8 protein-coding genes are annotated in these 12,482 nt (G+C 68.8%); 4 read left to right on the top strand and 4 right to left on the bottom strand.

Annotated features, from left to right (window positions below):
* Nucleotides 1-67 precede the first annotated feature (67 nt).
* Genes Poly30_RS17920 through Poly30_RS17910 form a run of 3 tightly spaced genes read right to left on the bottom strand, consistent with a single transcriptional unit; the run spans nt 68 to nt 2,428 of the window.
* A complete protein-coding gene (locus tag Poly30_RS17920) occupies nt 68-583 on the bottom strand; it encodes a DUF456 family protein (RefSeq protein WP_145200242.1) in 516 nt (171 codons plus the stop codon).
* Nucleotides 580-1,788: an NAD(P)/FAD-dependent oxidoreductase gene (locus Poly30_RS17915; protein ID WP_145200239.1), complete on the bottom strand. Its 1,209-nt coding sequence runs from the start codon at nt 1,786-1,788 to the stop codon at nt 580-582. The genes Poly30_RS17920 and Poly30_RS17915 overlap by 4 nt, the downstream gene beginning before the upstream one ends.
* Nucleotides 1,775-2,428: an NUDIX hydrolase gene (locus Poly30_RS17910; protein WP_145200236.1), complete on the bottom strand. Its 654-nt coding sequence runs from the start codon at nt 2,426-2,428 to the stop codon at nt 1,775-1,777. Before Poly30_RS17910 ends, Poly30_RS17915 begins: the two co-directional genes overlap by 14 nt.
* Before the next feature lie 126 nt (nt 2,429-2,554).
* On the opposite strand from Poly30_RS17910, the gene Poly30_RS17905 reads away from it, so the two are divergent.
* The 3 genes from Poly30_RS17905 (at nt 2,555) to Poly30_RS17895 (ending at nt 6,043) form a co-directional block, all read left to right on the top strand.
* The gene (locus tag Poly30_RS17905; RefSeq protein ID WP_145200233.1) at nt 2,555-3,589 is read left to right on the top strand and encodes a DMT family transporter; all 1,035 of its coding nucleotides are present in this window, start codon (nt 2,555-2,557) and stop codon (nt 3,587-3,589) included.
* A gap of 21 nt (nt 3,590-3,610) precedes the next feature.
* Nucleotides 3,611-4,033, top strand: a complete 423-nt coding sequence (locus Poly30_RS17900) for an acyl-CoA thioesterase (protein ID WP_145200230.1) — start codon at nt 3,611-3,613, stop codon at nt 4,031-4,033.
* Nucleotides 4,034-4,219: 186 nt separating this feature from the next.
* Nucleotides 4,220-6,043 carry a hypothetical protein gene (locus tag Poly30_RS17895; RefSeq protein WP_145200227.1) on the top strand — a complete coding sequence of 608 codons (1,824 nt, stop codon included), beginning with the start codon at nt 4,220-4,222 and terminating at the stop codon, nt 6,041-6,043.
* Between the two features lie 218 nt (nt 6,044-6,261).
* On the opposite strand, the gene Poly30_RS17890 is transcribed toward Poly30_RS17895, so the two are convergent.
* Nucleotides 6,262-9,831, bottom strand: a complete 3,570-nt coding sequence (locus Poly30_RS17890; RefSeq protein WP_145200224.1) for an FG-GAP repeat domain-containing protein — start codon at nt 9,829-9,831, stop codon at nt 6,262-6,264.
* A gap of 126 nt (nt 9,832-9,957) precedes the next feature.
* Between Poly30_RS17890 and Poly30_RS17885 the strand changes: the two genes are divergently transcribed.
* Complete coding sequence (locus Poly30_RS17885) at nt 9,958-12,477, top strand: M20/M25/M40 family metallo-hydrolase (RefSeq protein WP_145200221.1); 2,520 nt, start codon at nt 9,958-9,960, stop codon at nt 12,475-12,477.
* The last annotated feature ends 5 nt before the right edge of the window (nt 12,478-12,482 follow it).

Genomic DNA, 12,482 nt, shown 5'->3' with positions numbered 1-12,482 from the left:
CTGGACCTGCATGCCCCGTTTGGCGAATCCCCATGCGCCCTTCGGGCGCGTAGGGGCTCTTATCGCTTCAGGCGAAGACGGCGATCGCCAGCCAGGCGGCGAGGACGCAGGCGATCATCAGCTTGCCGATCACTCCGATCATCTGACCCGCGGCCGCCGCCTTGCCGATCCGAAGCGCGTCGCCGAGGGGCCTCCCGCCGCGCCGCTCCAGGAACGCGGAAGCCGCGAGCGCACCGATGCCGCCGCCGATCAGCGTCCCGATCACGGGAACGATGAACGAACCCACGATCGCACCGCCCATTCCGCCGAGCAGCGCGCCGATCGACCCGCGCCTGCCCGCGCCGGCTCGCCTGGCGCGGACCGAGGAAGCGGTGAATTCCCAGATCTCTCCGAGGCAGGCGAGCACGAGGCAGCCGATCATCGTCTGCGTCGAGAAGAGCCGCGCCTCGGTCCAGTACTCCGCGGCGCCTGCGACGCCGAGCGCGAGCCACATTCCCGGAAGCCCGAGCAGCGCGAGTGGAGGCGCGAGGACGGCCGCGGCGGCGACACCGATCTGGGCCAGCAGTTCGGTTGGAAGCGTCATCGCCCGGCTGGCTGACGGCCTGGTTCTTCGAAGCGGCCCGGGGAACACGAAGTGGATAGCGGGTGAGCCCGTCCCATGATCGAGTCTGCGACGACCTGGCCCGCTGCCAGGGAGACGGTCATTCCATGGCCGCCGAGCCCCGCACACCAGTGGAGGCCTGGCACCCGCCCGTCCGGTCCCAGCACGGGTCGATCATCCGGCGTGAGATCGCGGAAGCCTCGCCAGGATCGCACGAGGTCACCGCTGGAGAGCGGGAGTCGGGTGCGAGCGGCGGCGAGGGCGGCGACGCGTTCCGCTTCCTCGACGGCGTACATCTCCGCACGCGCGAAAGGCGCATCGCCGCCCCTCAGCTCGAAGTGCTCGAGGTCCGTCGTCGAGAAGGCCCAGCCGGTCGCGTTCGTCGATCTTTCCGGCCGCGCGTAGAACCCGGCCAGGTCGTCCCAGACGATCGGCGCGTTCGGGTTCGCGCTGGCACCGGCGCCCGTCACCCACATGTGACGACGTGTGGTTCGAAGCGGGAGCGGCGCGCCGATCTGTCGGCCGATCGGTCCGGACCACGCACCGGCTGCGACGACGAGCGAATCGCACGGGAGGAGCGTCTCCCGAAACTCGACGCCCAGGATGCGCCCGCCCTCGAGCTGGGGCCGCGCGTCACCTGTCGATCGAAGGAACCGAACGCCGCGCGCCATCGCGCCACGGGCCAGTGAAGCCATGAGGCGCTCGACTTCGATGTGCCCACCGCCGGGAAGCCACCACGCCTGGTGACCGACAGGAGAGAAGTGAGGCGCCGCTTCGCGCAGCTCCTCCGGCGCCATGGCGCGCGCGGCGCCACCGTCCACGTGCCGCTGGATCCAAGGTGCATCGATGCGGGGCTCTTCGCCGGAGCCGGTGAGGACGATGAGTCCTCGATCATCGACGAGAGGGCCGCAGCACTCGAGACCGATCTCGGAGGGCGCTCGAAGGAGAGCCGCCGTCCGAAGGCCAAGTGCCTCGGTGACGGGGTCGTCGATGGCCGTCCGAAGAATCTCCGCGCTTCGACCGGACGAGTGCTCGTCGTGCCGGGGCTCGCGCTCGACCAGGGTCACTCGAGCGCCCTTCTCTGCGCCGAGGAAGAAAGCGGCCACCAGCCCGCCAATCCCTCCGCCCAGGATCACGATCTCTTCCACGCGTTTCACGCTTGCCTGCCCGCCGTCACGGGCGCTCACGGCCGTCGACGCGCCGAATGTCGACGTTCGGAAGGCGAAGGTCCAGGGCCCGCGACATGGCCGTGATCACGAGGGCGTGCGAGATCTCTCCGCTCTGGATGGCGGCCACCGCGTCGGCGGCAGTCAGCGTCGCGACGAGGATGTCTTCCCCGGCGTCGAGTTCTTGCGCCTCGTCGAGCACGGCGTTCTCGGCCAGAAAGTGATAGCAGACGTTGTCGAGGAACGCGGGGTTCGGTGCGACCGAACCGAGCGATGTCCAGGTGTCTGCCACGTAACCGGTCTCCTCGCGAAGCTCACGCTGGGCCGCGAGCAGGGGGTCTTCTCCTGCGTCGATCATGCCGCCGGGGATCTCGATCGTCGGGCCGCCGCTGCCGAAGCGGTGCTGGCGCACGATCACGATCTCGCGGGTGTCCCTGGTCAGAGCGATCACGTTGACCCAGTCCGGCGTTTCCAGGACCACGCGCTCCATGCGCTGGCCGGTTCGAGGATTCTCGAGGTCGTCCCAGCGCGAGCGAAAGATGCGGTAGTTCGCGCCTTCCCGGGCGCCGTGTCGCGGCCAGGGTTTCGGAAGCGAGTCCTGGCCTGAATTTGGGCCGGATCCAGTCTCCGGGTGGGGGCCTGTATCGGGTGCGCCGCTCATGGAAGAACGGTAGATCACGGCCCTCTCATTTGCCAGGAACGCGCCCGGAGGAATCCGGTCCCGGCGTGGTTTCGCGGGTGAATTCACGCCCTCGGCGCGCTGGCTCTCACTACCCTTCTTCGCTCCATGTCCGGACGCCTTCCTTCCGTCGATCCGCTCCAGGGTTCCGCTGCTGCTGGGTCGGCTCCTCCCCGGGAGGGTGGAGCCCGTGGTCCTTCGGCCGGACTTTCGGCCGGAACTTCGGAAGGAGCCGAGCTACGGCGCGGGCTCATGGCGCTCGGCGCCGTTCAGCTCTTCTTCGGGCTGTTCCCCGTGATGGGCGGAATGGCCATGGATCCCGTGGCGGGCTTCTCGCCGTTCGCCGTCGCCTGCTGGCGGATCGGCGTCGGAGCGCTTGTGCTGCTCCCGATGGCCTACGCGGCCTTCGGGCGTCGAGCGATCCCCGCCCTGCGGGACTTCGGCCCGCTCGCAGGCTTCGCTTTCCTCGGGATCGTGCTGAACCAGGGACTCTTCCTCGTGGGACTGCAGAAGTCGACTCCGATGAACGCGGGACTCGTGATCTGCCTGATCCCGGTCTTCGCGTACAGCGTCGCGGTGCTCGGTCGCCGGGAGACGTTCCATCCGCGGCGCGCCCTCGGCGTTCTCGTCGCCCTGGGTGGTGCCATTCCGCTCTTCGTCGCGCGCGGCGGAGACCTCGCTCCCGAGCATGCCTTGGGCAACCTGCTGATGGCCGCCAATGCGCTCTGCTACGCGTTCTACCTCGTGTACAGCAAGCCGCTCCTGCGACGGATGCCGCCCCTCGTCCTGGTCGCCTGGGTCTACGTTCTCTCGCTTCCCTGGCTCCCGCTCTTCGCCGCGGGCCAGGACCTCGCACCCGCCACCGCGTCGACGGCCGCTTGGTGGTCGCTGGCGTACGTGATCGTGTTTCCAACGATCCTCGCCTACGCGCTCAACTCCTACGCACTCGCGAGGGTCGAAGCCTCGACCACCGCGTTCTTCGTGTTCGCCCAGCCCGTGATCACCGCGCTGTCCGCCTGGATCTTCCTCAAGGAAGTGCCCACGCCCGCCCTCGGACTCGCTGCGTCGGGGCTCTTCCTCGGCATGGCGCTCGTGATCAAGCGCCCTGCTCCCAGGCCCGTCGTCTGCCCTTCAGGGACCTGACCCGAAACCCCAAGAGATCCCATGGACACTCCCAAGATCCCGGACTTCCCTCACTTCGTCCACGAGACGATCACACGCTGGTCCGACGAAGACCGCCAGGGCGTGCTCAACAACGCCGTCTACATGACGCTGTTCGAGGAAGCCAGACTCGGCTTCAGTCGCATGACGGAGGCGCTGGAGGGGGGCAACTTCCCGTTCCTGCTCGCGCAGACGAACGTGCGGTTCGTCCGGCCCGGACGCGGCGGTCATTCCGTGCGCGTCGAGGTGTCAACGACGGAGGTCGGGCGCTCCTCGTTCCGTCAGGCCTACCGCGTGCGGGCGGAGAACGGTGACGTCTGGGCCGAGGCGGAAGCCGCTCTCGTGTGCTACGACCCGGCGACCATGGAGACTCGACCGATTCCGGGCGACCTTCGAGAGGCGCTCGAAGCCCTGATGGGCGACTGACGGCGCGGCCTGCGATAGCGATTTCGAAGGCGCGGCGATCGTCTCCGGAACGGGAATTGCGCCGGACGGCAGCCAAGGGGAGCGTGGGCGTCCAGGACGTGTGCGTGCCTTCCCGGCGTCGATGGGCGTGCGATTGCGCACGGATGTGGGCGCTGCTCTCCCGAGTCTCCCGCCCGGATTCTGCCGATGGCTCGCCTGTTTCAATCGCTCGTTCTGCTCGCGGCCTCCCTGGTGGCCCTTCTGGTGGCCGGGCTCGTTGGCGCCTGCGGTGAGACGTCCGTGACGCTCTTCCCGCGAAGCTCCGAGGGTCCTCCGCTCAGCGTCACGTACCTGATCGAGGGAGGTGCTGAGGATCGTCTCTCGAGTCTCGGGGTGACGATCCAGGATCTTCGACTCATGACGGTCGAGGACCTGGCAGCGGGCGCCGACGGGATCAGCGCTCTCCCCGTTCCGGTCGGCGTGGAACTCATCGGCCTCGAAGGGCGTGCGAAGCTCCTGACGACGCGGTACTACGGCGGCGGCACCTACACCCACGTGCGGGTCGACTTCGCGCCGGGCCCTCCCGATGCGAGGCGGCACGACGGCGTGCGCGTCGATTGGGCCGAGGATCTGCCCGAGTCCGTGCTCCTCGAGCTCGACGCTCCGTTCGTCGCGCAGCACGGGGATTCGCTGGCCCATGGGCTCGTCCTGAGCTTCGACCCAGCGGAGTCGATCGATGGCCCGGTGGCCCCTGGCTCTTTCCCCTTCTCCGGCGACGGGAGCGACGGGCGGCTCGTCTTTCGGCCCGTGATTCGAGTGCGAACCCTGGGGGCGGGCGAGCGAGTGCCTGCGGACGATCTCTGGGGCGGACTCCTCTCGGTGTCGGAGGACGAGCGCGTGATCACGGTCGGGGCCGAGGTCGAGCGAACCATCGCAGACCGTCCCGTGGTCACCGCCGTGCTGCTGCAGGAATCGACGCTTCTGCTGCAGCCCGACGGGCTCGCTGCGCCGGGGCTCGACGGTCTTTCGTTCGATGCGAGCCTCGCGACCGCGCGCTTTCTGGTTCGCGGCGACTTCATCTCGGGTGGGCCTGGCTACCAGGCGCAGATGGTCGCATCGAGCGTTCAGCTCGACAGCCTGATGCCCGCCAGCGCGAGTGATGCGGCGGTCGTCCTCGAGGCTCGAATCGCCGGGAGAACCGTCGACGGTCGCCTGACCGTCCGGCCGATCGAGGTCGAGCGCGGGGCAGCACTTGCGGCTCCGATCCTCGAAGGGCTCGAGGATCCTGCGGCTGCCGAAGTGAACGTCGCGCTGTCTTCGATGGTGCTGACCTCGAGGGGCGAGCTCGGCGATCGCGATGACCTTCGGATTGGCATGCGGGTGAAGCTGCACTTCGCTTCGTTTGCCCTGGAGCCGTTCGAGGCCACGCGAGTCCTCGTGCAGGGGCCTCCGACGCACCGCGGCGTCCTGCTGGCGAGTCAGCCGGGTCAGAGCATCGCCATGCTCCGGCTCGACGCGGATGCGGCGGCGCTCCAGGGGGGGCTCGTGGCGACGGAGGAAACCCCCGTGGCGGTGGTGCCGAGCAGTCTGTTCGTGAGGCTCGACGTCGAGGGTGACCCATTTCTCTTTGCGAGTCAGCTCCCCTCGGGTTTGCGCGCCGTCGTGCGGGGTGGGATCTCGGGTTCACCCCTGCTCCCTGGCATCGAATCCGGTGAAGTCGTGCTGCGGCCCGGACGATTTCACGGGTCGGTCACGTCCGTGCAGTCGGTGGACGGAGAGTCCGGGGGAGAATTCCACGCCAGCGTCGATTCGATCGACGCGCCGTTCGGTGGGGACACGGTGGCACCGCCCTTCCGCGTTCGCGTGGCGGAGGCGTGTGTCTTCGAAGGCGACGCTCTCACTCGAACGGAGTTCTTCGAGCGCTTCGAGCAGCTGGCGCCGGGTAGCCGGCTCGAGGTCGTGGTGTCCGGGATCGGTACGGAGACCCCGAACCAGGTGACGGCGTATCAGATCCGATCACGAGTGCTCTAGTGGTCCGGAACAGAAGTCCCTTTCATATGTATGAGCTCCATTCGAGCCCTGGCAAGGCGCGTTGACGAAGGCGTAGCCGTAGTTCCGTTGAGGAAACGCAACGCAGCCAGGGTTCGAATGGGGCCATACATATGAAAGGGACTTCTGTTCCGGACCACTGGCCTCGTTCCGAGCCGATCCCGAGAGTGCCACCGGGCTACCTCTGCGTTGTCCCTGCGCTACCTCCGCGGGGACTTCGCGATCGCCTCGCGCACCCACTCCGTTTCCCGCTCGGTGCTGAGCGGCACGATCCATCGGTGATCGGGGCGCGTGTTCCATTCCTTGCGCCACGCCTGCATCTCGGGTGAGTCCGGGAACGATTCGTCCGCCCGGTACGGATAGCCGCTCATCGCATGGAACGGGAGAGGCTCGACTTCCAGCGCCTCGTAGGTGTTCGGGTCGCGGTCCTTGGCCCAGCCGTCCAGGAACACGAGGTAGTCCCGCGTGTAGCCTTCCGGAACCGCGGGCAGCGCCGTCGCGTCGAATCGGATCGTGAGGGCGTCGCCCGAGCCCATGATCACGTAGCGGTCATCGACCTCCTCGAGCAGCTCGTCCACCGCGCCGTAGCGGGTGTAGAAACCGGGGTGCTGGTTCCAGCGAGGCTGCTGGGTCGTTCGGTCCCAGTCGAAGAAGAGCGGCATGTCCTGGCGCTCCGGAACGATCGGGTCGGAGAAGCCTCGGGACCAGAGTTCGGTGCTCTTGGGCTCCAGCGAGGACGTTTGGAATTCGGCATCATCGTCGCAGACCGCGAGCTCGATGCAGTCCCAGTAGAGCTCGAGCGTCGAGCCGATCCGGAAGCGCGCGGCCTCCCGCGGGATCATCGCGGTGACATCGATCACCATCGTCTTCGTCTTGCCGGCGGGGAAGCCCAGCGGTGGACCCGCGGGCACCCAGTCTCCGGCCTCGTTCTGGACCTCCAGTATCGGCGGCACGAAGTCAACGCCCGGTGTGCCGGCGGCGGCGACGTTGACGCTCGCGTCGCTCCAGAAGAACCAGCCCGTGGCGACGAGGCGGATCAGCTTCGCGTCCGCGATCTCCGCCGGATCGAACTCCAGCTCGAGCCAGTGCGGCTCGGCCAGGCCGAGGAACTGCCCCGCCAGCCGCTCGAAGGGAGCCGGGTGGTGCATGTCGTTCTCCTGGAGTTCGGCGGTCCAGTCGCGTCCGTCCGAGCCCGTCACCTTGCGCGGCTTCGCGACGCGGCTGACGGTGTGAACGTGGGGCTCGGGGAACGGCGGGAACGTGAAGCGCTCGTTGGGGTAGATCGCGGAGTCTTCCGGGTGATCGATCACGTCCAGGCGAACGCGATCGAGGTAGGTGACCTCGCGCAGCTCTTCGGTGAACTGCATCACGAGTTCGCCGTTCGCATCGACCTTGAGCTGGTCGCCGCGCACGAGCACGTACTCGTCGTGGTCCGGCGGCACCAGCATCCCCGGCGCCATGGGCAGCCCCAGCGGCGTCATGCCGATCACGTCGCTGATGAACTCGAACGTCTCGCCGTTCCAGGTGTACAGGAAGGGGCACGATCCGATGAGGCCCTCGGGCTGCTCCCCGAAGGCCGGGTCGTCCAGCATGATCGCGACGCCTTCCTCGACGTCGAGGTTCTGCTGGATCACGCCGTTCGGCCACGTCACGCGGATCACATCCGCCCACTTCTGCTGGCCGATGCCGACGACCTCGGCGCGTCCGCGCAGGTAGATCCGGCGGTAGACGTTGCCCGCGCGCACCTCGACCACGGCGCCGACGCCCTGGCGGTTGTCCTTCTTGCCGATGAACTTCAGGTAGATCGCGTTCCCGAGGCCCGTGGGCTCGAGGGACTTCGGATCGGGGCTCTGGGCGATCAGTTCACCGCCGCGCAGCTGGAGCACCTCGAGGGCGAGGGAGCCGTAGGGGTCCGGCGTGTCGATGTCGCGCACGAGCATCGGTCCGGTCGCACCCTCCAGCGCGCCGAACGCGACCGGCGTCCGCGTCTGCAGTCCGGCGCTGAGAAGGCCCGCACCCGAGGTGCCGGGTACCGGCCAGAACAGGTCGACGGCCCCGTCGAAGTCCAGGTCGCTGGCGACGGGGTCGGAACCTTCCGGAACGGCCGCTCCGATGGGGGTCGCCTGGAACTCCCACGGGGCCGTCTGGAACCAGAGCGTCGAGTTCTCGGCGTCCGGCACGAAGACGTCCGGGTAGCCGTTGCCATCGAAGTCCTCGACCACCGGCTTCCGCGTGAACTTCGCGCCGCCGAACGCATCGGCGCCGCGATCCTTGAAGAAGCCGCGGCGCTGGCTGTCCATGAGGTGCACGCCGTCCGGACCGGCGCAGAAGAGGTCGACGTCGTTGTCGCCATCGAAGTCCTCCACGATGCACCAGAGCTGCGCAGCTCCAGGGAGCGTCGCAGGCTCGCTCGCGTCGGTCCAGACGCCACGTGGCTGGAGTTCCCCCTCGGAGTTCACGCGCGCGCCCACGCCATCGTTGCGCAGGATGCGGGCACCGAACGTGCCGGTGACGAAGAGGTCCAGCTCGCCGTCGTGGTCGAAGTCGACGGTCTCGAAATCCGTGATGGTGCCACCAAGTCCGGGGATGTCGACGGGGGACGGGACCCAGGCCGGCTCGCCAGCGAGGACGAGGTCCCTCTGTTCGAAGATCTGAAGCGACTCGCCGGTCGCGATGACGAGGTCGAGGGTGTCGCCGGTGCGGCGCTGGTTCAGGTCCATGAGCCGGATCGGTCCGGTGGCGCCGGTTCCCAGCACCGTGGTGGTCATGACGTCCTCGCCCTTGCGCTCACGGACGTGCACGGCGACTGCGCCGTCCGCCACCGTGATCACGTCGGGCGTGCGATCTCCGTCGAGGTCGTCGATTTCGAAGCGCGTGGTGCCTTCTGGCAGCGTCAGCACGGTCCGCGGCGGAAGAAGCTCAAAGGGAATCGGGTTCGAGCCTGGGAAGGTTCCGACTGGCGCCGGAGGCGCCACGACCGCGAGCGTTCCCTGGTCCAGCGTCGACTCATTCGTCGCCTCGAATCCCTGGTCGTTCAGCGACTGGTAGAGGTCTTGCCAGTTACGAATCACCTCTTCGCCCTCATCGAAGTCCCGCGCGATGCCTCCTCGCTTGTAGACCGCCGAGACGAACCACTGCAGGCCGATTTCGCGGCCGAGACCCGCGACCTCCTCGAGGAGCTGTCTCGCCCGCTCGATGTCGGCGTCGCTCTCCTCCAGCTGGTACAGGGCGTCGGCGAGGCCCACCTTCGACGCGGGGTCCTCGGGCCGTAGCTCCAGGACGCGTTCGAACGCCGCCCTCGAGGTCTCGAAGTCGCCGTCGAGGGCCGCGAGTCGTGCGCTCGTGTAGAGGGCGCCCGGATCGTCCGGGTAAAGCTCGATCGCGCGCTTCACATGGGCCGCCGCCTGGTCCCAGTCACCGGTGCGCAGCCCGATCTGTGCGGCGCTCACGAGGTCCCGGGCCGCTGGCGCGTCCAGGTCCAGCAGAGGCTGGAGTTCGGCAAGGGCTTCGGCGGACTGCTCCTTCGAGAAGAGAACCGCCACGCGCTCGCGGCGCAGGATGGGGTCGACGTCCGGGGCGACGCGCGCGCCGGAATCGGTTTCCGAGCCCGTTGCGGTGTTCGTGGGGCCTGGCTTCGCCGCTTCGGAGTCGTCGGAGCCGCAAGCGGACACGAGGAGGACCAGCGGGAGCCAAAGGGCCAGGGTGGGAGCTGCGCTCGGGAGGCCGGAGCCGATCGGACCGAGGGGGCGTGCGGGGTGGGATTTTATCATCGGTGAAGGGCGCCCCTTGGAGCGCTCGCGTACTCGTTCCCCCAAGGGTAGTTACCCTTTCGTCCGCCTGATAAGGATTCGGACCGGGAGTCTGCGAATGCCCACCCGACGTGCAATGATGGACGGATGACTGACCTGCATCCAGCGGTGAGCGGAAGCGGCGCCCGGGCGTCGGCCGGGGGGCGCGGCTCCGAGGTGGCGGCGGCCCGGCGGATCGTGCTCGGGTTCCTGTTCTGGGGGATCGCTGCCCTGCTGACCTTGCGGGCGGTGGCGCCTCCTTCGGCCCTGGCGCCGGACGCCGAATCCGGGCGGGCCTCGGGCGGACGCGCGCTGGAGATCCTGGAGCGCCTCGCGCGCGGCGGCGTCGATGCGGGCCAGGTCTCGCCTCCCCGACCGATCGGGTCCGCCGCGAACGAGCGCTGCCGTCAGCGAATCCTGGACGAGCTGCGGAGTCTCGGGCTGCGACCGGAGGTCCACGAGGAGTTCGGGGCGTCGGCGCGCTTCCGCTGCGCTGGAACCGTTCGCAACGTCGTCTGCCGGCTTCGGGGCCAGGACACGTTCGGCGGGGCATCGGGCGAGTCCAGCGCCTCGTCGCCCGGGCAGGCGATCCTCTGCATGGCGCACCTCGACTCCGTTGGCGCTGGACCCGGCGTCGGCGATGACCTCGCGGGCGTGGCCGCCTGGATCGAGGTGGCGCGGGCGCTCATGGAGGGTGGCTCGCTGCAGCGTGACGTGATCTTCCTCTTCGAAGACGGGGAGGAGCACGGCCTGCTCGGGGCCGAGGTCTTCGCCGCGAAGCACCCGTGGGCCCGTGAGGTCGGCGCGGTCATCAACCTGGAGGGGCGCGGGACGTCCGGCCCGAGCCGCCTCTTCGAAACCGGCGCGGGGAACGACTGGATCATGCGCGCGTTCCGGGCGGAATCGACCGCGCCGAGTTCGACCTCCGTTTCGTCGGAGATCTACAAGCGGATGCCCAACGACACGGACTACACCGTGTGGCGCGACCGCGGCGTGCCGGGGCTCAACTTCGCGTTCATCGGCGGAGTGAACCGATACCACACGCCGCTCGATGATCTGGCGAAACTCTCGGAGGCGTCTCTTCAGCATCACGTCACGAACGCGTTCGAGGCGGTCAAGGCGCTCGCGGCGAGCCCTGAACTTCCCCGGTCCGATGCGAGCACCGGCGACGCCGTGTACTTCGACGTGCTCGGTCGATTCCTTGTGATCTACGGAGTGCGGACGGCTCGCCTGCTGGCGATTCTCCTGCTCATCGGAGCGCTGCTCGCGGCGGCTCGATCGATTCGCGCGGGCCACGTTCGGCTGCTCCGCGTTCTCGCGGCGTTCGTGGGTGTCGGCGTGGCGCTGGGGCTCGGCTACGGTGGTGCGCTGGGCGCCAACGCACTCTACGAGGTGTTCGGCGCGGGGACGGGCGTGGGGCATCCCGCGCATCTCGGTCCGGTGCTCGTCGGACTTCTCGGGGGCGCCGCGGCCGGGCTCGGGCTCGGTGCGCTGCTCCTGACGAGGTTCAGCCGCGCGGCCGACGTCGGCGTGGCGGTGACCGTCTTGATCGCCGGGCTCGGCGCGATGGCCGCGTGGGAAGCGCCCGGGGTCTCCTTCCTCCTGGCCATTCCTGCGACCGTGCTCGTGGTGGGCGGTGGTCTTCTGCGACTGCGCGGGAACGTCGACGCGCGCTGGGCGCGGGTCGGGTTGGTGGCGCTGGTCGTGTCCGCCGTGCTCGCGCTGACGCCGATCCACAGCGGTCTCATCGACGCCTTCGGTGTGCGCTTGCCGGGCGTGGCGGCGGCGCCGTGGCTCTTCGGCGGTTTGCTTCTGCTGCCGTCGCTGGTCGACGCTGGACGCGCGGGTGGCGCGTGGCTAGCGGGCCTGGGCGGCCTGACGGCGCTCGTGGCCGCCACGCTTCTTCTGCGACTCGACACGCACACAGCCGTCGAGCCCGGGCACTTGAACCTCGTGCACGTCCAGCAGGAGGACGCCGCTCGCTGGCAGATTCTCGGCGGCCTGGACGCGGTCGACCCGGGTCTTCTCGCCGACCTGACTTTGGCCCTGACGTCCGCTGGGGATGAGGCGGAAGCTGGCGTCAAGCCGGGTCGCATTCCCTGGGCCTGGAAGCCGCTGGCCACGGTGCCCGCGCCGATGACGGCAGACGAGCCGCCGAGGCTCGAATGGCTGGCCGAGATGGAGATGGAGGACGGCAACACGCTTCTTCGGGCGCGCGCGATTCCGGGGCGCCGCAGCGATTTGCTCCTCGTGAAGGTCAGCGGGAGCGGCTCGCTCGTGGTCGATGGCGTCACGATGCCCGGCGGAGCGGTGCGCTTGCTCGGGCCGCCGGACGAAGGGGTCGAGCTGACCTACATCCGCGATGACGCCTTCATGGACCGCGTGGTGCGGGACCTGGGGGAGAAGACGGACGCCCCTGTCGTCATGGAACGGACCCTCACGGTCGAACTCTGGAGCCAACAGTTCGGGCTCCGCGGCGTACGCGGCCGCGCGGCCGAGTCCTACTTCAGATCGCGCCCCGCCGAGTTCGTGCCGTTCGCGGACGGGGACGGATCCCTGATTCACGCGGTGTTTCGACAGGAGACGGCAGAAGAAGAGACGGCAGAGGAAGACTCGGCGGACCGATGAGGAAT

The sequence above is a fragment of the Saltatorellus ferox genome (assembly GCA_007751475.1).
GTDB lineage: Bacteria > Planctomycetota > UBA1135 > UBA1135.
This window is presented reverse-complemented; position numbering and strand designations above follow the sequence as displayed.

Excerpts from the sequence above, each read along its gene's own strand:
- Poly30_RS17920 (WP_145200242.1), bottom strand. The coding sequence starts at position 583 with ATGACGCTTCCAACCGAACTGCTGGCCCAGATCGGTGTCGCCGCCGCG.
- Poly30_RS17910 (WP_145200236.1), bottom strand. The coding sequence starts at position 2,428 with ATGAGCGGCGCACCCGATACAGGCCCCCACCCGGAGACTGGATCCGGC.
- Poly30_RS17905 (WP_145200233.1), top strand. The coding sequence starts at position 2,555 with ATGTCCGGACGCCTTCCTTCCGTCGATCCGCTCCAGGGTTCCGCTGCT.
- Poly30_RS17900 (WP_145200230.1), top strand. The coding sequence starts at position 3,611 with ATGGACACTCCCAAGATCCCGGACTTCCCTCACTTCGTCCACGAGACG.
- Poly30_RS17895 (WP_145200227.1), top strand. The coding sequence starts at position 4,220 with ATGGCTCGCCTGTTTCAATCGCTCGTTCTGCTCGCGGCCTCCCTGGTG.
- Poly30_RS17890 (WP_145200224.1), bottom strand. The coding sequence starts at position 9,831 with ATGATAAAATCCCACCCCGCACGCCCCCTCGGTCCGATCGGCTCCGGC.
- Poly30_RS17885 (WP_145200221.1), top strand. The coding sequence starts at position 9,958 with ATGACTGACCTGCATCCAGCGGTGAGCGGAAGCGGCGCCCGGGCGTCG.